Source organism: Streptomyces vietnamensis, assembly GCF_000830005.1.
In the GTDB taxonomy this organism is placed as follows: Bacteria; Actinomycetota; Actinomycetes; order Streptomycetales; family Streptomycetaceae; genus Streptomyces; species Streptomyces vietnamensis.
Window position 1 is genome coordinate 1,428,893 of the sequence record NZ_CP010407.1, and the last position, 21,108, is coordinate 1,450,000.

A 21,108-nucleotide genomic window follows, 5' to 3' on the forward strand; every position below is an offset into this window, starting at 1 on the left:
CGCGCCCTGCCACGGGAACGAGTCCAGTTTTCCGCGATTGGCCTTGGCCCGCCTTTTTCCGTCCCCGGTACGGTCGACGGCATGCGCATCCGAATCGTCGACGCCTTCACCGACCGGCCCTTCTCCGGCAACCCCGCCGGAGTCCTGCTCCTCGACTCCTTCCCCGACGACGCCTGGCTCCAGAAGGTCGCCGCGGAGGTCAACCTCTCCGAGACGGCCTTCGCCCACCCGCTGCCCGCCGGCGGCGAGGCGAACTGGGCCCTGCGCTGGTTCACCCCGACCACCGAGGTCGACATGTGCGGCCACGCCACCCTGGCCACCGCGCACGTCCTGCACACCACCGGCACCGCGACCGGCACCGTCCGCTTCGCGGCCCGCTGCGGCATCCTGATCACCACCGCCGAGGCCGACGGCACGATCACGATGGACTTCCCGACCTCCTCCCTCACCCCGATCCCCGTCCCCGAGGGCCTGGAGAAGGCGCTCGGCGCCGAGGTCGTCGCCGTCCACGACACGGCCGACCACATCGGCGACCTCCTCGTCGAGCTGCGCGACGAGGCCACCGTCCGCTCCCTCACTCCGGACTTCGCCGCCCTGAAGGACCTGTCCTCGCGCGGAGTCATCGCCACCGCCCCGGCCGAGCACCCGGACAACGGGTACGAGTTCGTCTCGCGCGGCTTCTTCCCGGCCGTCGGCATCGACGAGGACCCGGTGACGGGCAGCGCCCACACCGCGCTCGCCCCGTACTGGTCGGCCAGGTTCGGCCGCGAGGAGCTCACGGGCTTCCAGGGCGGCGCCCGCACGGGCCTCGTCCGCACCCGTCTGAACGGCGACCGCACCCTTCTGAACGGCCACGCCGTCACGGTCATCGAGGGCGACCTGCGGGCCTGACGCACAAGACGTGAGAGGGGGTGTCCGGCCCACGCCGGTCACCCCCTCTTCCGCGTCCCGTCACACCGTGGGCAGCCAGCCCACCTTCCCGGCAAGCAGCCCGTACCCGACGAAGGCCACGATGTCGAGCAGCGCGTGCGCCACGACCAGCGGCCCGACCCGCCCCCAGCGGCGGTAGAGCAGCACGAAGACCACGCCCATCACCATGTTGCCGACGAAGCCGCCGATCCCCTGGTAGAGGTGGTACGAGCCGCGCAGCACCGAACTCGCCACCAGCGCGGCCATCGGCGACCACCCCAACTGGCCCAGTCGGCGCAGCAGATAGCCGACGACGATGACCTCCTCCAGGACGGAGTTCTGGATCGCCGAGAGGATGAGCACCGGGTACTTCCACCACACGTCGGGCAGCGACTCGGGCACCACCGTCAGATTGCCCCCGGACGCCTGCGCGGCCAGGTAGAAGGCGAGGCCCGCGCTCCCGATCCCGGCGGCGACCAGGGCCCCGCGCCCGAGGTCGGACCAGGGCCGGGTCCGGTCGAAGCCGATGGTGCGCAGCCCCCGTGCTCCCGGTCCCTCCCGCAGCAGCAGATGGGCGACCAGCACGACCGGCACGAGCGCGGTGGCGATGTCGAAGAGCTGCCAGGACAGGTCGAGCCAGGGACGCCCGGGAGCGTGCGAGCCGTTGAGCCTCGCCGCCTGGTCCCTCAGCGCCTCCGGCCTGGTCAGCGAGCCGATGAAGCTGATGAGCGCCGACACCCCGCTCGCGCCGAGCGAGAGCGCGAGCACGATGAGGGTCTCGGAGCGCAGCACGCCGCGCGGCAGGCCGTCGGGGGGCAGGGAAGCGTCCCTCAGTCGTTGCTCCGACACCACACCTGTCTCCACTTCCCCGTCGCGGGCCCACGCCGTTGCGGTGGCCCCGGCCGACCGGGACCACCTGGACATGATCGCCCATGGACGGGGACGGGGGCGGGGAGGAGGTCAGTCGATCCCCACCGGCCAGGTGTGCACCGGCTCGCCCTCCAGCATGAGCGTCCGGTACCGCCGGGTGGTGGCCGCGAGGGCCGCCTCCCGGTCGAGGCCCGACTCCAGGGCGCGGTGGAAGGTGTCGGCCTGCCAGGAGGCGCCGTTCACCCGGCGCAGGCAGCGCTGCTCGATCACCCCGAGGTAGAAGTCCCGGTCGGCCGGTTCGATGTGCCAGGCGTCGAGCCCCGCCGCGGCGAGCGGCAGCAGTTCGTCGAGGACGAGGCGTACGGCCGGCAGGGTCGCGATGCCGCCGGCGCGCCCCGAGCGGGGCCAGCGCAGCTCCGCCTCGATGCCGTGGCGGCAGGCGGTGTCGAAGTTGGCCTCGGCGTCCTGGAAGGTCATCCGCTTCCAGATCGGCCGGGGGTCGTCGGCGAGGGAGCGGACGAGCCCGTAGTAGAAGGCCGCGTTCGCGATGACGTCGGTGACGGTGGGTCCTGCCGGCAGGACCCGGTTCTCGACGCGCAGGTGCGGGACCCCGTCGACCCACCCGTACACCGGCCTGTTCCAGCGGTAGACGGTGCCGTTGTGCAGGACCAGTTCCTGGAGGCGCGGCACCCCTCCCTCGTCGAGGACGAGCAGCGGGTCCTCCTCGTCGCAGAGCGGCAGCAGGGCGGGGAAGTAGCGGACGTTCTCCTCGAAGAGGTCGTACACGGAGTCCACCCACCGCTCCCCGAACCAGGTGCGGGGCCGTACGCCCTGGGACTGCAGCTCGGGCGGCCGGGTGTCGGTGGCCTGCATGAAGAGCGGCGGGCGGGACTCGCGCCACAGCTCGCGGCCGAAGACGAAGGGCGCGTTGGCGCCGAGCGCGATCTGGACGCCGGACACGGCCTGCGCCGCGTTCCACACCGCGGCGAACCGGGCCGGCGTCACCTGGAGGTGCAGCTGCACCGAGGTGCAGGCCGCCTCGGGCACGATCGACTCCGAGGTGCACAGCAGGCGTTCGACACCGTGGATGTCGAGGGTGAAGTCCTCGCCGCGGGCGGCGAGGATCTGGTCGTTGAGGAGCGTGTAGCGGTCGTTGTCCGAGAGGTTCTCGGGGACCAGGTCGCGCTGGGCGAGCGTGGGAAGTATGCCGATCATGACGACTCCCGCGTCGAGTTCCGCCGCCTTGCGGTCGGCGTATCCGATGCCGGTTCCGATCTCCTCCGCGAGCCGGTCGAATACGCGACCGTCGAGCTGGTGGGGCGCGATGTTCACTTCGAGGTTGAACATTCCGAGTTCCGTCTGGAAATCGGAGCTGGCGATCTTTTCGAGAACGGGTCCGTTCAGCATCCGGGGCAGCCCGTCGGCGCCCGCGAGATTGAGTTCGATCTCCACGCCCATGAGATTGCGCGGCCGGTCGAACCTCTTCTCCGCCAGCAGTCGCGCGAGCCCCGCGAGACACTGCTGGAGCTTTCTCCGGTACTGCTGCCGGTCGGACGGGCCGAACCCGTCGGCCACGACCTTCTCCCCCATCGAAGCGTCCCTCCCCGAGTGGGCAGCCGCCACGACGGCCGCGCGTCACGGACGATGATGCCCACCCCGCTGATCCACAACGCCTGCGGAACCGGCCTGTCGGAAGATAGGCTGGACGGAGCGCTCCACCGGCACATCCCGAAGGCAAGGAACGCGCGACATATACCAATGTCCTATTGTCCTGAGAGCCCGGGTCGGAATTCAGCCGTCCGCCTTGACGGGGAATACGCAGGTGGGAGCGGTACCCTCCTCACGATTCCGCTTCAACTCCCCCTGATTACGGCCTGATGACGCCTTGTCAGGAATATCGGCGAGGTCTAGCGGAAACACTGTGTGAACACGTGTCGTATAAACTCCGCGGACGAGGCAGAGTGTTGGCGCCCGGCCATGGCCTCATGGCCCCTCTCTGGCCCCGCCGCCGACAGCGCCGTCGTACCTGCCCACGCATCACCGTGTCTCCTGAGTGAGAGGCGACCCACCATGCTCCGACCCTCCCCGGCCCCTGCGCCGGCCCTCCGCAGTGTCCTCGCGGCCCTCGGTTCACCGACCGCCGTCCGCGAGCCGCGAACTCCCGCACTGCGGGCCGCACAGGGACCGCTGAGCCCCGAACACCCCCTGCCCGTGCACGTCCTCGGCGTCGCCGGAGCACCGGGGCTCGCACCCCGCACCCGGCTCTCCGGCTGGCGCTTCCTGATCCGGAACGGGGACCGGGCGATCGCCGCCGCGGACACCATGCTCACCCCGGACGGCTGGGCCTTCTCCCACTTCTTCGAGGGGCCGTACGTCTCCGCCACCGAACGGGCCCTGCTCCAGGCCGAGGCCCTGCCGATCACGTATCAACCGCGACTGCTGTCCGTACCGGAGCTCTACATGCTGACGCTCTGGCTGCACGCCGGACCGGAGGCGGACGGCACCACCGTCGCCCCGGCCGCGGCCGATCTGATGGTGCCCCTGGCCCCCGCACCCCCGGGGATCGCGGCCCACCGCCCGTACCAGGTCTCCGATCTCCTGCCCGTGCTCAGTACACGACTCGCGCCGCCGCCCCTCCTGGGCTCGCCGGCGCCCGCCTGATCCACCGCACGCGCGTCGCCGCCCCGTGACCCGGCCGGGTCACGGGGCGCACTCCTGTCCGATCCGCGCCCCCGAACACGCCTCCCGAACGCCCCTCCCGTACGGACTAGCCCGCTGGGACCACCCCGAACCACCCGAAGAGACGGTGCAGTTGACCTGAACCGCCCCTGCGGGTGATGCGTCTTCCCAGGAGAGGACGAGCTGTCGCGAAATACCTGCGGAAGACCGTCCGTGGGGCAAGACTGGGGACCGGAACCGAACCGACCGACGGGGGCGGCCATGAGCGCACAGAGCCGCAGGACATCCACCACGACGCAGCGAAAGAACCCACCCATGTGCCAGCACCAGCCTGCCTGTCCGACCGCCGACTCCGCCGACAGGGAGGCGGCCCGACTGATGGCACACCACCCGGAGCAGGGCTGGAGCCTGCTGTGCAACGGCGTCCTGCTCTTCGAGGACACCGGTGAACTGCTGCCGGACGGGCAGATCATCGCCCCGCACCGGCCGCTGACCGCGGGACAGGTGACGACCGCCGCCTGAAAGCGGCAGGACACCGTACGAGGGAAACGCCGAGGGCCGGCCCGGAGGAAAACCCTCCGAACCGGCCCTCGACCCGTGCTCAGTTGTCGTACTCGTCCAGCGGCGGGCAGGAGCAGACCAGGTTCCGGTCGCCGAAGGCACCGTCGATGCGGCGCACCGGCGGCCAGTACTTGTCGGCGGCCGAGACACCGGCCGGGAAGACCGCCTCGTCACGGGTGTACGGGTGGTTCCACTCGCCGCCCAGCGCGGCCGCGGTGTGCGGGGCGTTGTGCAGCGGGTTGTCGTCCGCGGGCCACTGGCCGGAGGCGACCTTCTCGATCTCGCCGCGGATCGCGATCATCGTGTCGCAGAAGCGGTCGAGCTCGGTCAGGTCCTCGGACTCGGTCGGCTCGATCATCAGCGTGCCGGCCACCGGGAAGGACATCGTCGGCGCGTGGAAGCCGTAGTCGATGAGGCGCTTGGCGATGTCGTCGACGCTGACGCCGGTGGCCTTGGCCAGCGGACGGATGTCGACGATGCACTCGTGCGCGACCAGCCCGTTCGGACCGGTGTAGAGCACCGGGAAGTGCGGCTCCAGGCGCTTGGCGATGTAGTTCGCCGCGAGGACGGCGACCTGGGTGGCGCGCTTGAGTCCCTCGCCGCCCATGAGGCGCACGTACGACCAGGAGATCGGCAGGATGCCGGCGGAGCCCCAGGGGGCGGCCGAGATCGGGCCGACGCCGGTCTCCGGGCCCGCGGTGGGCTGGAGCGGGTGGTTCGGCAGGTACGGGGCGAGGTGGGCGCGGACGCCGACCGGGCCGACGCCGGGGCCGCCGCCGCCGTGCGGGATGCAGAAGGTCTTGTGCAGGTTCAGGTGCGAGACGTCGCCGCCGAAGTGACCCGGCTTGGCCAGACCGACCAGCGCGTTCAGGTTGGCGCCGTCGACGTACACCTGGCCGCCGGCCTCGTGGACCTCGGCGCAGATGTCGGCGACGTGCTCCTCGAACACACCGTGCGTGGACGGGTAGGTGATCATCAGCACGGACAGCTCGTCGCGGTACTGGGCGATCTTGGCGCGCAGGTCCTCGACGTCGACCTCGCCGTCGTCGGCGGTCTTGACGACGACGACCTTCATGCCGGCCATCACCGCGGAGGCGGCGTTGGTGCCGTGCGCGGAGGACGGGATGAGGCACACGGTGCGCTGCTCGTCCCCGTTGGCGCGGTGGTAGGCGCGGACGGCGAGGAGACCGGCCAGCTCGCCCTGCGAACCGGCGTTCGGCTGGATCGACACCTTGTCGTAGCCGGTGACCTCGGCGAGGCGCTCCTCCAGCTCGGTGATGAGGGTGACGTAGCCCTGCGCCTGCTCGATCGGGGCGAAGGGGTGGATCTGGCCGAACTCGGGCCAGGTCACCGGCTCCATCTCGGTGGTCGCGTTCAGCTTCATGGTGCAGGAGCCGAGCGGGATCATGCCGCGGTCGAGGGCGTAGTCGCGGTCCGCGAGCTTGCGCAGGTAGCGCAGCATCGAGGTCTCGGAGCGGTGCGCGTGGAAGACCGGGTGGGTCAGGTACGCGTCGGAGCGCAGCAGACCGGCGGGCAGCGCGTCCTCGGTGGCGGCGTCCAGGGCCTCGATGTCGCCGGCGACGCCGAAGGCGCCCCAGACGGCGGCGAGCTGCTCGCGCCCGGTGGTCTCGTCGCAGGAGACCGAGACGAGGTCGGCGTCGACGCGGTGGAGGTTCACCCCGGCCTCGCGGGCGGCGGCGACGACCTCGTCGGCCTTGCCGGGCACGCGGACGGTGAGGGTGTCGAAGAACGAGCCGTGGACGACCTCGACGCCACCGGCGGTGAGCCCGGCGGCGAGGACGGCGGCGTAGCGGTGCGTGCGCTCGGCGATCTGCTTCAGACCGTCCGGGCCGTGGTAGACGGCGTACATGCCGGCCATGACGGCGAGCAGCACCTGGGCGGTGCAGATGTTGCTGGTGGCCTTCTCGCGGCGGATGTGCTGCTCGCGGGTCTGCAGGGCCAGGCGGTAGGCGCGGTTGCCGTCGGCGTCGACGGACACGCCCACGAGGCGGCCGGGCAGGGAGCGGGCGTGCTTGTCCTGGACGGCCATGTAGCCGGCGTGCGGACCGCCGAAGCCCATGGGGACGCCGAAGCGCTGCGTCGTGCCGACGGCGATGTCGGCGCCGAGCTCGCCCGGCGAGGTGAGCAGGGTGAGCGCGAGCAGGTCGGCGGCGACGGTGACGATCGCGCCGAGCTCGTGGGCGGCGTCGATCAGCGGCTTGATGTCGCGGACGGCACCGGAGGCACCCGGGTACTGGATGAGCACGCCGAAGACGCCGCGCTCGGCGACCTCGGCGGGGATGCCGGCGCTCAGGTCGGCGACGACGACCTCGACGCCGGTCGGCTCGGCGCGGGTCTCGATGACGGCGATGGTCTGCGGCAGGGCGTCGGCGTCGACGAGGAAGACACCGTTCTTGACCTTGCCGACACGGCGGGAGAGCGCCATGGCCTCGGCGGCGGCGGTGCCCTCGTCGAGGAGGGAGGCGCCGGAGGTGGGCAGACCGGTGAGGTCGGCGACCATGGTCTGGAAGTTCAGCAGGGCCTCCAGGCGGCCCTGGGAGATCTCGGGCTGGTACGGCGTGTAGGCCGTGTACCAGGCGGGGTTCTCCATGACGTTCCGGAGGATGACCGGCGGGGTGAAGGTCCCGTAGTAGCCGAGACCGATCATCGGGGCGAGGACCTGGTTGCGGTCGGCGAGCGTGCGCAGCTCGGCGAGGACCTCGGCCTCGGTGCGCGCGGCCGGCAGGCCAAGCGCCTCGGCGTTCTTGATGACGTCCGGCACCGCGGCGGCCGTGAGCTCGTCGAGGGAGCCGTAACCGACCTGGGCGAGCATCTTGGCCCGCGCCTCGGCGTCGGGCCCGATGTGCCGCTGCTCGAACGGGATGCCCTGTTCGAGCTCGGAGAGCGGAGTGCGGTTGGCGGTCATGTACGGAGGCCTCCTGGTCGTCACGACCTGCGAGGGGCACCACGGCGCGGGTACCCGGACGGCCTCCCCCTCTGTCATCTCAACCTGAGAGTTTCACCGGCACGCCTCGCGGCCCGCCGGCTTTCACCGTCGGTGAGAGCGAAATGCCGTCGGACATTCCGCTCTGCTTTCCAGAGTGACCTCGTCCGCGCGGTACAGGGGCCTGAGAGATTCCGGGGAGGATTTGCTCCTTCGGCGCCCACCGGAAGGTTTCTCCGGGGGACTCTCCCGCACGGGGTCGACAGCCACAACCAGCCTACCAGCGAGGTTGCGGCTCCCATCGCTCAAGTGGCCGACATCCCAGTTGTGCACTTTCGTAGGGGTGTAGAGCAGTTGCGACCAGTTGGAGGGACCGTGCAGACCGATATCGATCCGCGCAGCCTGATCGGCCGCAAGGCGTTCGACCGGAACGGACACAAGATCGGAACCGTGGACGAGGTGTACCTGGACGACGCGACCGGCATCCCCGAATGGGCAGCGGTCCGCACGGGCCTGTTCAGCCGGGACGCCTTCGTCCCCCTGGAGCCGAGCGCCCTGCTCGACGACGGGCTCCACATCCCGTACGAGAAGGCCCTGATCAAGGACGCCCCGGACTTCGGCGTGGGCCGCCACCTCTCCCCCGAGCAGGAACTCCAGCTCTACCGCCACTACAGCCTGTCCCTCCCGCCCCCGCCCCCGGACGTCCCGGACAAGGACTTCGGCCGCCTGGCGGGCCAGGACGGCGCCTGAGGCCCCCGGACGACGCGTCCACCGGCACGACCCGCACCGCACGGCCGGTGCGGGTCACGCCGCCGCGTCCCCCCGCACCAGCGGCAACGGCTCCGAGGGCTCGAGCTCCGGGTCGTCCACGGAGAACGTCCGCACCCGGCCCGGCCCGGACCACGGCTCCTCGAACCGCACCGTGACCCGCCCGACCCCGCTCCCCTGGACCCAGCCGGCCCCGTACACGGCGTGCCGCACGTCGCGCCCCGGCATCCAGCCCCGCTCGGCGGTCTCCGTCGCGGTGGAAGGCGCCGCCACCGCCTCCGCGGCCTCCTCGGGCGCGGCCTCCTCCTCCGCCGGCCGCTCCGAGGCCTCGGCCTCCGCCTGGGCGAACAGGTCCTCCTGCGTGTAGTCCGCGAGCCCGCTCACCCCCACCCCCAGCAACCGCACGCCCCCGGTCGTGTCCACGGCCTCCAGGAGCCGCCCCGCGGCCTCCCTGACGACGCCCGGGTCGTCCGTGGGCCCCCGCAGCGTCTCGGACCGGGTGAGGGTCGAGAAGTCGTACCGCCGCACCTTCAGGACGATGGTCCGCCCGGAGTGCCCGGAGGCCCGCAGCCTCCCCACGCACCGGTCCGCGAGCCGTTCGACCTCGATCCGGATCCGCACCCGGTCGTGCAGGTCCACGTCGAAGGTGTCCTCGACCGACACCGACTTGGCGTCCCTCTCGGCCACCACGGGCCGGTCGTCGTACCCCTGGGCCATCCGGTACAGCGAGGCCCCGTGCGCCCGCCCCAGGAGCCGTACGAGCTCGTCCTCGCCCGCCTCCACGAGGTCGGCGACGGTGGTCATCCCGGCGCGCCGCAGGTGCTCCCCCGTGGCCGGTCCGACCCCGGGCAGGATCCGTACCGAGCGCGGCCCGAGCAGCTCCCGCTCGGTCCCGGGCTCGATGAGGACGAGCCCGTCCGGCTTGGCCTCCTCGGAGGCGATCTTCGCGATCATCTTGGACCCGGCGAGCCCCACGGACCCGGTGAGCCCCGTCGTCGCGAGGATGTCGCCCCGCAGCTGCTCCCCCGCGGCCCGGGCGCTCGCACCGTCGTCGGCGACACCACCGGCTTCGAGGTCGACGAAGGCCTCGTCGAGGCTGAGGGGCTCCACGAGCGGGGAGAGCCGCCGGAGCAGTTCCATGACCTGGTCACTGATCGAGCGGTAGAAGGCGAAGCGCGGCACGAGATAGGCCGCGTTCGGTGCGAGCCGCCGCGCCTGGCCCATCGGCATGGCCGAGTGCACCCCGAAGCGCCGGGCCTCGTAGGAGGCGGTGGCGACCACGCCCCGCGGCCCGAGGCCGCCGACGATCACGGGTTTTCCACGCAGGCTGGGCTTCGACGCCTGCTCGGCTGCGGCGAAGAAGGCATCCATGTCGAGATGCAGGATGGTGGGCGCGGCTCTCACACGTCCGATGCTGCCCTACGCCACTGACAACGCCCCCGAGGAACGCCCGGGCACTCCGCCGGACCCGAGGCGCCCCGAAGGCCGAAAGCCGCCCTCAGCCCGCCTTGCTCGGACCGCCTAGCTCGGACCGCCTCGCTCAGGTCGCCTTGCTCAGCCCGCCTCGCTCAGACCGCCTTGTCGCGCCGCCGCCGCGCCAGCTCGTCGCCGGGGTTGTGCCCGATCAGCGTCTCGCCGGTGTCGACCCGCTCCCCGTGGAGCTGCGAGAGCGCGGCCTCGACGTCCCGCCAGACGACCCCCACGGCGATGCCGAAGACGCCCTGCCCGCCCTGGAGGAGGTCGACGACCTCGTCGGGCGAGGAGCACTCGTACACCGTGGCCCCGTCGCTCATGAGCGTCATCCGCTCCAGGTCCCGGAAGCCCCGGGCGCGCAGGTGCTGCACCGCGGCCCGGATGTTCTGGAGGGCCACTCCGGTGTCGAGGAAACGCTTGACGATCTTCAGTACGACGACGTCGCGGAAGCTGTACAGCCGCTGCGTCCCCGACCCGTACGCGGGTCGCACGCTCGGCTCCACGAGTCCGGTGCGCGCCCAGTAGTCCAGTTGGCGATAGGTGATCCCGGCGGCCGCGCAGGCCGTCGGCCCGCGGTAGCCGATCGCCGCGTCGGCGACGCCGGCACCGGTGTCCGTCCCGAAGTCGCCCACACTGCCGTGAAGCGGATACGGACCGCTCTCCCCGGACACGCGTCCGAGCGAGCTCCCTGCCGTACCGTCCGCGCTGCTCATCACGCCGACCCTCCGTCCTTGACCTGCCCACACGAAGGTAGGCAGTCACTCGGGGTGCGTCAACGATCGCCACACTCGGCACGCCGAGTGATAATCACCCTGAGAGTGGTTTCGCGTGTCCCTCTCCGGGGAAAGGCTAGTCGAATGCTCTGACGGCACCCCGCGGACGGCCTCCGGCCGCGCCGCTGCGCCTCACTGGCTGCTGCTCCCGAAGTCCTCCGGTGAGATCTGGTCGAGGAACTCGCGGAACTTCTCCACCTCGTCCTCCTGCTCGTCCGGAATCGCGATACCGGCGTCGTCCAGCACACCGTCGCTGCCGAAGATCGGCGTCCCGGTCCGAAGGGCCAGTGCTATCGCGTCCGACGGCCGCGCGCTCACCTCCACGCCGCTGGCGAAGACCAGCTCGGCGTAGAAGACCCCGTCACGCAGATCCGTGATGCGGACCTCGGTGAGCTCCTGTCCCACGGCCTCCAGCACGTCCTTGAACAGGTCGTGCGTCAGCGGCCGCGGCGGGGCCATCCCCTGCTGGGCGAAGGCGATCGCGGTCGCCTCCCCCGGTCCGATCCAGATGGGGAGGTACCGATCGCCTCCCACTTCACGCAGGAGCACGATCGGCTGGTTGGAGGGCATTTCCACCCGGACACCCACAACGTCGAGCTCGTTCACACAGCAACCCTAGGACGTGCCCGACCGGTTTGGATAGTCGGGCCCTCCACGACCCCTGCCTGAGCGCCCTCCGAGCGCCCTTTCGGATCACTGCAGCCGGATCCCCAGCGCGGTCTGGACGAGGGCCGCGTGCAGCCGCACCGACTGCGCGGCGAGCTCCTGCGCGGTGGCCTCCGCATGGGCCCTGGTCTGCGGGTTACGGTGCCGGCGCAGCGGCGCGACCACCTGCTCGATCAGCCCGGCCTCCCGGTCGGCGGCCGCCTTGACGGCCCGCAGGTGCCGGGGCTCCAGACCGAATCGCCCGAGGTCCGCGACGAGCCTGGCGACGGTGACGGTCTCGGCGTCGTAGCCGCCGCCCTCCGCCTCGGCGATCAGACCGTACGACTCCCACTCGGCGAGCTCGGTCTCGGTCACCTCGGCGGCGGCGATCAGCTCGGCCCGCCCCAGCCGCACGGCGGCCGGCACCTCCGCCTCGTCCTGCTCCCAGGACCCTTCGAGCAGGTCCCGCCGGCGTCCGGGCGCCGGGAGCTTGATCTGCTCGCCCCGTTCGAGGGCGTCGAGGTGCTCTCGGATGACCTTCAGCGGAAGGTAGTGGTCCCGCTGCATCCGCAGGATGCGGGCGAGCCGCTCCACGTCCTGCGGGCTGAACTTCCGGTATCCGGAGGCCGTCCGCCGGGGCTCGACCAGCCCCTCGGCCTCCAGGAACCGGATCTTGGAGATCGTCACTTCGGGAAATTCGTCGCGCAGCTGGTTCAGCACCGTGCCGATGCTGACCAGCCGGTCGCCCGCGGTGGCGGTGCCGGATCCGGCACCGCCCGTCGGTGTTCGCAGCATGGACCTTCCCTGAAGGGGCTTCCCCGAGGCGTCACACGCCTCGCTGGCTCGAGTAGAAGACCAGCCGGTACTTGCCGATCTGCACCTCGTCGCCGTTGGACAGGACGACCGAGTCGATCGGCTCACGGTTGACGTACGTGCCGTTGAGGCTGCCGACGTCGGCGACGGTGAAGCTGCCGTCCTGCGCCCGCCGGAACTCGACATGCCGCCGGGAGACCGTGAAGTCGTCCAGGAAGATGTCGCTCTGCGGGTGACGGCCGGCCGTCGTCAGATCGGCGTCGAGCAGGAACCGGCTGCCCGAGTTCGGACCCCGACGCACCACGAGGAGCGCGGAACCCGAAGGCAGCGCCTCCACGGCGGCGAGCGCCTCGGGCGACAGCGACGGAAGCGCGGTCTGGCCGGTGACCTCCGCGTCGTACGCCTCGAGCCCCGAGATGGAGATCGTCGACGTCGTCTCCGACGCGCGCTCGGGAGCGATCCCGCCCCGCAGCGGCGTGCCGCAGTGAGAGCAGAACCGGCTGTCGGCCGCGTTGCGGTGACCGCACCTCGTACACACCGGCATGGACGCATCCTCCTGCCGCGGCTGCCCCGCGGAGGTCTGTGTCGCGTACGGGTCGGGCGTAAACCCTCCACCCGTACTTGAGGTTGATGGTTCTCCGAAACCTATGCGGGCGGCACCGGCAGGGTCAACAGACGACGCGCCCTGGGCGCCCGGAATGTCACCGCCCCGGCCGTCGACCTCGTCACGGAACAGCGGGCGCTCGGCACCCTGCTCCTCGCTCTGGGCGTGGCGCGACGCGCGGTGCTTGGCGTTGCCGCCGTCCTCACGTCCGCTCTTGCCGAACAACTTCGCAAAAAAACTCACGGGCGATTCCCCTTGACCGAAACAGACCCGCCCGTGGGGCAGGACGAACCGAGATCCTTCACACCTGCCGACCCGGACACCTTCACAACGTCCGTATCCTCCGGACAGTTTCCACCACGCACCACCCTTGTGGTGCGCCGACCCCCCGCAACGTCATGCCCTTGTCGCGGGACCCCCCACGTCCCCCTCTCACTGGGAGGACGACTGAGCGTAGTCAGGCCGCTTCGCGGGTCGCAAGGCGTCGACGACGATCTTCGCCGACCGCTCCACCGTGGCTGTGGCCTGCTCCTTCTCCAGGGTCTGCACGACACCGCCGGGGATGTTGAGCGCGGGCTCGAGATCTTCCGGCTTGCCGATGACCTTGAAGACGTACGGAGCGGCCACCTTCGTTCCATCGATCCGCATGTCGTCACCGCTACCGGTGAAATAACTGTCCGCAACCACCCGGACACCGTTGACCTGGATCGCCTCGGCGCCCGCCGCGCGCAGCTCCTGGATGGCGTCGAGCAGCATGTCCGACTCGACCGCCCCGGTGGGGTCCCCCACGGTGAGGGTGATGCCCGGCCCCTCGGCGGCGACGGAACCGGCCAGGATGCCGAGCTGCCGCTCCTTCTCCTGGGTCTGCTTGCGCGCCTCCTCGGCCTGGTCCGAGCTGGACTCCAGCTCGGAGCGCTGCTTCTCCAGGCGGGCCTTCTCGTCCTCCAGGCGCTGCGTGCGGTCGTCGAGTTCGTCGAGGATCCGCACGAGGTCCTCCTGACGGGCCCCGCGCAGCGCGCTGTTCTCGCTCGTCGAGGAGACCTGGATGGCCAGGCCAAGACCGAGGACGAACAGCAGCAGTGCGACGACGAGTTGGGCCCGGGTCACCCGCGGCGGCCACAAGGCGGAGGCGAGCCTCCGCCGCCCACTCGGCTCGGCGACGGCTGGCGGCCCGGCCACGACGGGCACCTCGGGCACCCGGACGTCCTCGCGCGGCATCTCGGTCTTCGGGGGCTCGGGCTTCACGGCCTCGGGCTTCACCACTTCGGGCTTCACGACCCCGGGCTTCACGACCTCGGGGGTCTCGGGCTGCTCTCCCCCGGGCCTCTCCGGATTCTCGGACTTCTCCGCGTCCTCGGGCCGCTCGGGGTTCTGAGGGTTCTCGCTCATCGGCCTCACGCCCGGAAGACGTGACGCCGGATGGCGGCCGCGTTGGAGAAGATACGGATGCCGAGCACGACGACCACACCGGTCGACAGCTGCGCTCCGACGCCCAGCTTGTCGCCGAGGAAGACGATCAGCGCGGCCACGACCACGTTGGAGAGGAACGAGACCACGAAGACCTTGTCGACGAAGATCCCGTCGAGCATGGCCCGCAGGCCGCCGAAGACCGCGTCGAGGGCGGCGACCACGGCGATCGGAAGATAGGGCTCGACCACCGCCGGAACCTCGGGGCGGACCAACAGTCCGACCACGACTCCGACGATCAGGCCCAGTACGGCGATCACGATGTGCCCTTCCCTGTGTCGGCCGTGGCCCGACCGGAGGGCGTCGCCACCCCGGCCCCCCTCGGCTCTGCGGTACGTACGGTCAGGCTCGGCGCGGCCGGCAGGCGTACGTCGCCCTCGACCGAGATCCTGCTCCTGATCCCGAAGTTCTCCACCAGCACGTGCAGGTACTGCCCGTCGGCGCTGTCCTGGAACGCGGTGCTCAGCCGCTGTCCGTCCCCGATCGCGAGGACGGTGTACGGCGGCACCAGCGGCTTGTTGTCGACCAGTATGGCGTCACCTGCGGCCCGGATCGCGGACAGCGACGTCAGCCGCTGGCCGTTGATCGCGACGGCCTCGGCACCCGACTCCCACAGCCCGTTGACCACCCGCTGCATGTCCCGGTCGCGGACCCGGCCGGTGTCGGAGAAGCCACTGCTCTCCCGCGGTCCGCCGCCCCCGGTGTCGGTGCCCTTGGCGTCGTCGACGACGAGCCTCACCCCGGGACCGTGCACGGGCGTGGCGCCCGACAGCAGGGCCACGAGCTCGGCCTGGTCGCCGCCGTGCTGCTGCAGGGCCTGCCGCTGGCGCTCCCCGACCTCGGTCCGGATCCGCTCGACGTCCGCCTCCAGCCGGTCGGCGGTCGACGTCTCCTTCTCGATCCGGTCGATCAGGTCCTGCCGCTCCTTGGCGACGACCGGCGCGGAGATCCGCGCCTCGGCCGCACCGACGGTCACCACGACGGCCGCGAGCAGAAGACCCGCGGCGACACCCAGCTTGGCCCGCAGGTTACGGGGCAGCCCACCGCCCTCGGCCGCGCGCCGGGCAGTCGCCTCGGCGTAGCCGTCATCGAGCGCGTGGTCGATCACGTTGTTCAGCAGCGACATGGAGGCGTCCGGACGCGGCGGCGGTGATCCGGTGCTCCGAACGGGGGGCTGCTGCGACATGCCGCACATCGTCGCACGTCGCACGACCTACCGCCGAATGGCCCCTCCCCAGGAACGGGAGGCACCCCTCGGGCACCTCCCGTCCTCACCGGTCCGGACCGTCAGCGACCTGCGCTGTCGACCACCTCGGCCCACTCGTCGAGCAGGGCCTGGGCGGAGGCGTCGTCGGGCCCCTCCGCCCACAGATGGGTGACGGCCTCGGCGGGGTCCGGCAGCACCATCACCCACCGCCCGTCGGCCTCGACCACCCGGACTCCGTCGGTGGTGTCCACGGAGCGGCTGCCCGCGGCCTCCACCACCCTGCGCATCACGAGCCCCTTCACGGCCCACGGGGTCGCGATGTCCTTCTTCAGGACGTGCGCCCGCGGGATCCGGGCGTCGATCTGGCTCAGCGTGAGCTGCGTCCGCGCCACGAGACCGATCAGCCGCACGAAGGCGGCGGCCCCGTCGAAGACGCTGCTGAACTCGGGCACGATGAACCCGCCGCGCCCGTCGCCACCGAAGATCGTCGACTCCTCGCGTCCCACCCGGGTGAGGTCGTCGGGCGAGGTGGTCGTCCACTCGACCTGGGTGCCGTGGTACGCGGCGACCTGCTCGGCGATGCGCGTCGTGGTGACCGGCAGCGCGACCCGCCCGGACCGCCGCTCGGCCGCCACCAGGTCGAGGAGCACCAGGAGCGCCCGGTCGTCCTCGATGATCCGCCCCCGCTCGTCCACGAGCGAGAGCCGCTCGCCGACGGGGTCGAACCGCACCCCGAACGCGGCCCGCGCCGAGGCCACGATCTCCCCGAGCCGTACGAGGCCGGCCCGCCGGCTCTCGGCCGACTCGGTGGGCCGGGACTCGTCGAGCCCGGGGTTGATCGTCAGCGAGTCGACCTGGAGCCGCCCGAGCAGACTGGGCAGGACGAGCCCGGCGCTGCCGTTGGAGGCGTCCACGACGACCTTCAGCCCCGCCTCGGCGATCCCCGTGGTGTCGACGTTCCGCAGCAGCGAGCCGGTGTACGAGTCGAAGACGCTCGCGGGGAACGACAGGTCGCCGATCTCCCCGGGGAACGCCCGCCGGTACTCCTGGCGCGCGAACACCCGGTCGAGCTTCCGCTGCCCGCCCTGCGAGAGGTCCGCCCCGCGTTCGTCGAAGAACATGATGTCCACGGAGTCGGGCACCCCGGGCGAGGTCCGCACCATGATCCCGCCGGCGCTTCCCCGCGCGGTCTGCTGCCGCGCCACCGGCAGCGGTACGTTCTCCAGGTCCCGTACGTCGATGGCGCTGGCCTGCAGCGCGGAGATCACTGCCCGCTTCAGCGCCCGGGCACCCCGGGAGTGATCACGCGCGGTGGTGACGGTCGACCCCTTCTTCAGGGTCGTGGCGTACGCCCCCGCCAGCCGTACGGCCAGCTCGGGGGTGATCTCCACGTTCAGGATGCCGGAGACCCCGCGCGCCCCGAAGAGATGGGCCTGGCCCCGGGACTCCCAGATGACCGAGGTGTTGACGAAGGCGCCGGCCTCGATCGTCTTGAAGGGGTAGACGCGCACGTTCCCCTGCACGATCGATTCTTCTCCGACGAGGCACTCGTCCCCGATGACGGCTCCGTCCTCGATCCGGGCGGCCCGCATGATGTCGGTGTTCTTCCCGATCACGCAGCCCCGCAGATTGCTCTGCTGCCCGATGTAGACGTTGTCGTGGACGACCGCCTTGTGCAGGAAGGCACCGCTCTTCACGACCACGTTCGAGCCGATGACGGTGTGCTCACGGATCTCGGCGCCGGCCTCGACCTTGGCGTAGTCACCGATGTAGAGCGGTCCGCGCAGCTCCGCCTCGGGATGGACCTCGGCACCTTCGGCGACCCACACCCCGGGCGAGATCTCGAAGCCGTCGATGTCGACCTGGACCTTGCCCTCCAGGACGTCCGCCTGGGCCTTCACATAGCTCTCGTGGGTGCCGACGTCCTCCCAGTAGCCCTCGGCGACATAGCCGAAGATCGGCTTGCCCTCCTTCATGAGCTGCGGGAAGACATCGCCGGACCAGTCGACCGGAACATCCGCTTCGACGTAGTCGAAGACCTCGGGCTCCATCACGTAGATGCCCGTGTTCACGGTGTCCGAGAAGACCTGCCCCCAGGTGGGTTTCTCGAGGAAGCGCTCGACCTTGCCCTCTTCGTCGACGATCGTGATCCCGAATTCCAGCGGATTGGGCACCCTGGTCAGACAGACCGTGACGAGGGCGCCCTTCTCCTTGTGGAAGGCGATGAGATCGGAGAGGTCGAAATCGGTGAGCGCGTCCCCCGAGATTACGAGAAAAGCGTCGTCCTTCAACGCTTCCTCGGCGTTCTTCACACTTCCCGCTGTACCGAGTGGCTTTTCCTCGTTGGCATACGTGAGCTCCATCCCGAGCTCTTCTCCGTCGCCGAAGTAGTTCCTGACGAGAGAGGCGAGAAACTGCACGGTGACGACGGTCTCGTTGAGACCGTGCCTCTTGAGCAGTCGTAGGACGTGCTCCATGATCGGCCGGTTCACCACCGGCAGCAGAGGCTTGGGCATGCTCGAGGTCATGGGGCGAAGGCGGGTTCCTTCGCCACCGGCCATCACGACGGCCTTCATGTCGGAAGCGTCCTCCTTGAAGAGACGACGGTCCTGCCGACTTCACCTGTCCGTTCAGGGACCCTCGGACGTCCTCGTTGTTGCCGGCAACGCTGCTCGACACAGGACAGACGGGCTCAATCGGCCGCGGTATCCGCCTTCACGAGTCGACGGACCTGGACCACGTAGAGGATCCCTGCCCACCAATACAGAGTTGTACCCCATCCGGCGAAGGCCCACCCGAAAACTTCAGCGAGTGACGAAAGCCAGCCGGTTCCGTCACTGAGAAGCAGCAGCGGGAAGGCGTACATCAAGTTGAAAGTCGCAGCTTTCCCGAGGAAGTTCACCTGCGGCGGCGGGTAGCCGTGCCGGCGGAGGATTCCCACCATCACGAGCAACATCAACTCGCGGGCGAAAAGAGCGGCGGTCAGCCAGAGCGGCAGGATCTCGCGCCAGGTCAGCCCGATGAGCGTGGAAACGATGTAGAGCCGGTCGGCGGCGGGGTCGAGCAGCCGGCCGAGGCTGCTGATCTGGTTCCAGCGCCGGGCGAGCTTCCCGTCGAGATAGTCGCTGACGCCGCTGAGCATCAGCACGAGCAGGGCCCAGCCATCGCTGTTGGGACCACCGAACACGGGCCGGAGGATCAGCCACAGGAAGAGCGGCACACCCACGAGGCGAGCCATGCTCAGGATATTGGGGATGGTGAGGACCCGGTCGGTCTGAACGCGAGTCTCCTGGACCTCCACCCGGGGGCCTCCTGCTGGGAACGTACGGACGATGCCCCCTGACCTTACCCTCAGCCACAACACCGCCGCGCACAGGGGCACCGCCTACCAGGAGAACGCAAAAATGCCTCAACCCCCGGACAAGGTCCGGGGGTTGAGGCTAAAAATTGTTCGGCGGCGTCCTACTCTCCCACAGGGTCCCCCCTGCAGTACCATCGGCGCTGAAAGGCTTAGCTTCCGGGTTCGGAATGTAACCGGGCGTTTCCCTAACGCTATGACCACCGAAACACTATGAAGTTACGAACCGCCGCACCCCGCAGGGGGCGTGTTCGTTGCTTCAGAACTAACACAGTGGACGCGAGCAACTGAGGACAAGCCCTCGGCCTATTAGTACCGGTCAGCTCCACCCCTTACGGGGCTTCCACATCCGGCCTATCAACCCAGTCGTCTACTGGGAGCCTTACCCTCTCAAGGAGGTGGGAACACTCATCTCGAAGCAGGCTTCCCGCTTAGATGCTTTCAGCGGTTATCCCTCCCGAACGTAGCCAACCAGCCATGCCCTTGGCAGGACAACTGGCACACCAGAGGTTCGTCCGTCCCGGTCCTCTCGTACTAGGGACAGCCCTTCTCAATATTCCTACGCGCACAGCGGATAGGGACCGAACTGTCTCACGACGTTCTAAACCCAGCTCGCGTACCGCTTTAATGGGCGAACAGCCCAACCCTTGGGACCGACTCCAGCCCCAGGATGCGACGAGCCGACATCGAGGTGCCAAACCATCCCGTCGATATGGACTCTTGGGGAAGATCAGCCTGTTATCCCCGGGGTACCTTTTATCCGTTGAGCGACGGCGCTTCCACAAGCCACCGCCGGATCACTAGTCCCGACTTTCGTCCCTGCTCGACCCGTCGGTCTCACAGTCAAGCTCCCTTGTGCACTTACACTCAACACCTGATTGCCAACCAGGCTGAGGGAACCTTTGGGCGCCTCCGTTACCCTTTGGGAGGCAACCGCCCCAGTTAAACTACCCATCAGACACTGTCCCTGATCCGGATCACGGACCGAGGTTAGACATCCAGCACGACCAGAGTGGTATTTCAACGGCGACTCCACAACCACTGGCGTGGCTGCTTCACGGTCTCCCACCTATCCTACACAAGCCGAACCGAACACCAATATCAAACTGTAGTAAAGGTCCCGGGGTCTTTCCGTCCTGCTGCGCGAAACGAGCATCTTTACTCGTAGTGCAATTTCACCGGGCCTATGGTTGAGACAGTCGAGAAGTCGTTACGCCATTCGTGCAGGTCGGAACTTACCCGACAAGGAATTTCGCTACCTTAGGATGGTTATAGTTACCACCGCCGTTTACTGGCGCTTAAGTTCTCAGCTTCGCCTGGTCGAAACCAAGCTAACCGGTCCCCTTAACGTTCCAGCACCGGGCAGGCGTCAGTCCGTATACATCGCCTTACGGCTTCGCACGGACCTGTGTTTTTAGTAAACAGTCGCTTCTCGCTGGTCTCTGCGGCCACCCCCAGCTCAGAGTGCAAGACTCATCACCAGGCGTGGCCCCCCTTCTCCCGAAGTTACGGGGGCATTTTGCCGAGTTCCTTAACCATAGTTCACCCGAACGCCTCGGTATTCTCTACCTGACCACCTGAGTCGGTTTAGGGTACGGGCCGCCATGAAACTCGCTAGAGGCTTTTCTCGACAGCATAGGATCATCCACTTCACCACAATCGGCTCGGCATCAGGTCTCAGGCTATGTGTCACGCGGATTTGCCTACGTGACGCCCTACACCCTTACCCCGGGACAACCACCGCCCGGGCTGGACTACCTTCCTGCGTCACCCCATCGCTTACCTACTACCACCTTGGGTCGACGGCTCCACCACTTTCCTTTCCCCGAAGGGTCCGGAACGGCTTCACGGCCTTAGCATTAATGGGCTCGATATTGGGCGTTTCAAAGCGGGTACCGGAATATCAACCGGTTGTCCATCGACTACGCCTGTCGGCCTCGCCTTAGGTCCCGACTTACCCTGGGCAGATCAGCTTGACCCAGGAACCCTTAGTCAATCGGCGCACACGTTTCTCACGTGTGTATCGCTACTCATGCC

At 69.3% G+C, this 21,108-nt stretch carries 17 protein-coding genes, 2 rRNA genes and 1 riboswitch (1 of these 20 running past the window's edge); of the genes, 4 read left to right on the forward strand and 15 right to left on the reverse strand.

Annotated features, from left to right (window positions below):
* Nucleotides 1-81 precede the first annotated feature (81 nt).
* Nucleotides 82-891: a PhzF family phenazine biosynthesis protein gene (locus SVTN_RS06195; RefSeq protein ID WP_041128149.1), complete on the forward strand. Its 810-nt coding sequence runs from the start codon at nt 82-84 to the stop codon at nt 889-891.
* A 60-nt stretch (nt 892-951) separates the two neighbouring features.
* Here SVTN_RS06195 and SVTN_RS06200 read toward each other — a convergent pair whose 3' ends face one another.
* Nucleotides 952-1,743 (reverse strand): CPBP family intramembrane glutamic endopeptidase, encoded by a 792-nt coding sequence (locus SVTN_RS06200; protein WP_041133650.1) that lies wholly within the window; start codon nt 1,741-1,743, stop codon nt 952-954.
* Nucleotides 1,744-1,869: 126 nt separating this feature from the next.
* Nucleotides 1,870-3,369 carry a glutamate-cysteine ligase family protein gene (locus tag SVTN_RS06205; RefSeq protein ID WP_041128150.1) on the reverse strand — a complete coding sequence of 500 codons (1,500 nt, stop codon included), beginning with the start codon at nt 3,367-3,369 and terminating at the stop codon, nt 1,870-1,872.
* A 480-nt stretch (nt 3,370-3,849) separates the two neighbouring features.
* Between SVTN_RS06205 and SVTN_RS06210 the strand changes: the two genes are divergently transcribed.
* Together SVTN_RS06210 and SVTN_RS06215 are read left to right on the forward strand one after the other, a co-directional pair.
* Nucleotides 3,850-4,440 carry a hypothetical protein gene (locus tag SVTN_RS06210; RefSeq protein WP_041128151.1) on the forward strand — a complete coding sequence of 197 codons (591 nt, stop codon included), beginning with the start codon at nt 3,850-3,852 and terminating at the stop codon, nt 4,438-4,440.
* Nucleotides 4,441-4,773: 333 nt separating this feature from the next.
* A complete protein-coding gene (locus SVTN_RS06215; RefSeq protein ID WP_017238438.1) occupies nt 4,774-4,980 on the forward strand; it encodes a DUF5999 family protein in 207 nt (68 codons plus the stop codon).
* Between the two features lie 79 nt (nt 4,981-5,059).
* Here the strand turns inward: SVTN_RS06215 and gcvP are convergent, their stop codons facing one another.
* The gene (gene gcvP / locus SVTN_RS06220) at nt 5,060-7,945 is read right to left on the reverse strand and encodes an aminomethyl-transferring glycine dehydrogenase (RefSeq protein ID WP_041128152.1); all 2,886 of its coding nucleotides are present in this window, start codon (nt 7,943-7,945) and stop codon (nt 5,060-5,062) included.
* Nucleotides 7,946-8,125: 180 nt separating this feature from the next.
* A riboswitch (glycine riboswitch) is annotated at nt 8,126-8,225 on the reverse strand.
* Nucleotides 8,226-8,338: 113 nt separating this feature from the next.
* Here gcvP and SVTN_RS06225 point away from each other — a divergent pair.
* Nucleotides 8,339-8,713: a PRC-barrel domain-containing protein gene (locus SVTN_RS06225; protein WP_041128153.1), complete on the forward strand. Its 375-nt coding sequence runs from the start codon at nt 8,339-8,341 to the stop codon at nt 8,711-8,713.
* Nucleotides 8,714-8,767: 54 nt separating this feature from the next.
* On the opposite strand, the gene SVTN_RS06230 is transcribed toward SVTN_RS06225, so the two are convergent.
* The 12 genes from SVTN_RS06230 to SVTN_RS06285 all read right to left on the reverse strand — a co-directional run.
* Nucleotides 8,768-10,135 (reverse strand): DNA polymerase IV, encoded by a 1,368-nt coding sequence (locus SVTN_RS06230; protein WP_041128154.1) that lies wholly within the window; start codon nt 10,133-10,135, stop codon nt 8,768-8,770.
* A 164-nt stretch (nt 10,136-10,299) separates the two neighbouring features.
* Nucleotides 10,300-10,917: a MerR family transcriptional regulator gene (locus SVTN_RS06235; RefSeq protein WP_174518237.1), complete on the reverse strand. Its 618-nt coding sequence runs from the start codon at nt 10,915-10,917 to the stop codon at nt 10,300-10,302.
* A 192-nt stretch (nt 10,918-11,109) separates the two neighbouring features.
* Complete coding sequence (locus tag SVTN_RS06240; protein ID WP_030686418.1) at nt 11,110-11,583, reverse strand: bifunctional nuclease family protein; 474 nt, start codon at nt 11,581-11,583, stop codon at nt 11,110-11,112.
* 87 nt (nt 11,584-11,670) lie between these two features.
* On the reverse strand, nt 11,671-12,417 hold the full coding sequence (gene ftsR / locus SVTN_RS06245) for a transcriptional regulator FtsR (protein ID WP_041128156.1): 747 nt from the start codon (nt 12,415-12,417) through the stop codon (nt 11,671-11,673).
* A 31-nt stretch (nt 12,418-12,448) separates the two neighbouring features.
* A complete protein-coding gene (locus SVTN_RS41900) occupies nt 12,449-13,390 on the reverse strand; it encodes an FHA domain-containing protein (protein WP_179199931.1) in 942 nt (313 codons plus the stop codon).
* An 81-nt stretch (nt 13,391-13,471) separates the two neighbouring features.
* Nucleotides 13,472-14,428 (reverse strand): DUF881 domain-containing protein, encoded by a 957-nt coding sequence (locus SVTN_RS06255; protein ID WP_078908235.1) that lies wholly within the window; start codon nt 14,426-14,428, stop codon nt 13,472-13,474.
* Between the two features lie 5 nt (nt 14,429-14,433).
* Nucleotides 14,434-14,766: a small basic family protein gene (locus tag SVTN_RS06260; protein ID WP_015032176.1), complete on the reverse strand. Its 333-nt coding sequence runs from the start codon at nt 14,764-14,766 to the stop codon at nt 14,434-14,436.
* Nucleotides 14,763-15,692 (reverse strand): DUF881 domain-containing protein, encoded by a 930-nt coding sequence (locus tag SVTN_RS06265; RefSeq protein WP_041133652.1) that lies wholly within the window; start codon nt 15,690-15,692, stop codon nt 14,763-14,765. Before SVTN_RS06265 ends, SVTN_RS06260 begins: the two co-directional genes overlap by 4 nt.
* A gap of 101 nt (nt 15,693-15,793) precedes the next feature.
* Nucleotides 15,794-18,289 (reverse strand): mannose-1-phosphate guanyltransferase, encoded by a 2,496-nt coding sequence (locus SVTN_RS06270; RefSeq protein WP_041128158.1) that lies wholly within the window; start codon nt 18,287-18,289, stop codon nt 15,794-15,796.
* 116 nt (nt 18,290-18,405) lie between these two features.
* Nucleotides 18,406-19,014 (reverse strand): cardiolipin synthase ClsA, encoded by a 609-nt coding sequence (gene clsA / locus SVTN_RS06275; RefSeq protein WP_041128159.1) that lies wholly within the window; start codon nt 19,012-19,014, stop codon nt 18,406-18,408.
* Between the two features lie 148 nt (nt 19,015-19,162).
* A 5S ribosomal RNA gene (rrf, locus tag SVTN_RS06280) occupies nt 19,163-19,279 on the reverse strand.
* 81 nt (nt 19,280-19,360) lie between these two features.
* Nucleotides 19,361-21,108 (reverse strand): 23S ribosomal RNA (locus SVTN_RS06285) (it continues 1,371 nt past the right edge of the window).

Coding starts and splice junctions, on each gene's coding strand:
- SVTN_RS06265 (WP_041133652.1), bottom strand. CDS start 15,692: ATGTCGCAGCAGCCCCCCGTTCGGAGCACCGGATCACCGCCGCCGCGT.
- SVTN_RS06205 (WP_041128150.1), bottom strand. CDS start 3,369: ATGGGGGAGAAGGTCGTGGCCGACGGGTTCGGCCCGTCCGACCGGCAG.
- SVTN_RS06255 (WP_078908235.1), bottom strand. CDS start 14,428: ATGAGCGAGAACCCTCAGAACCCCGAGCGGCCCGAGGACGCGGAGAAG.
- ftsR (WP_041128156.1), bottom strand. CDS start 12,417: ATGCTGCGAACACCGACGGGCGGTGCCGGATCCGGCACCGCCACCGCG.
- SVTN_RS06215 (WP_017238438.1), top strand. CDS start 4,774: ATGTGCCAGCACCAGCCTGCCTGTCCGACCGCCGACTCCGCCGACAGG.
- SVTN_RS06210 (WP_041128151.1), top strand. CDS start 3,850: ATGCTCCGACCCTCCCCGGCCCCTGCGCCGGCCCTCCGCAGTGTCCTC.
- SVTN_RS06195 (WP_041128149.1), top strand. CDS start 82: ATGCGCATCCGAATCGTCGACGCCTTCACCGACCGGCCCTTCTCCGGC.
- SVTN_RS06270 (WP_041128158.1), bottom strand. CDS start 18,289: ATGAAGGCCGTCGTGATGGCCGGTGGCGAAGGAACCCGCCTTCGCCCC.
- SVTN_RS06235 (WP_174518237.1), bottom strand. CDS start 10,917: ATGAGCAGCGCGGACGGTACGGCAGGGAGCTCGCTCGGACGCGTGTCC.
- gcvP (WP_041128152.1), bottom strand. CDS start 7,945: ATGACCGCCAACCGCACTCCGCTCTCCGAGCTCGAACAGGGCATCCCG.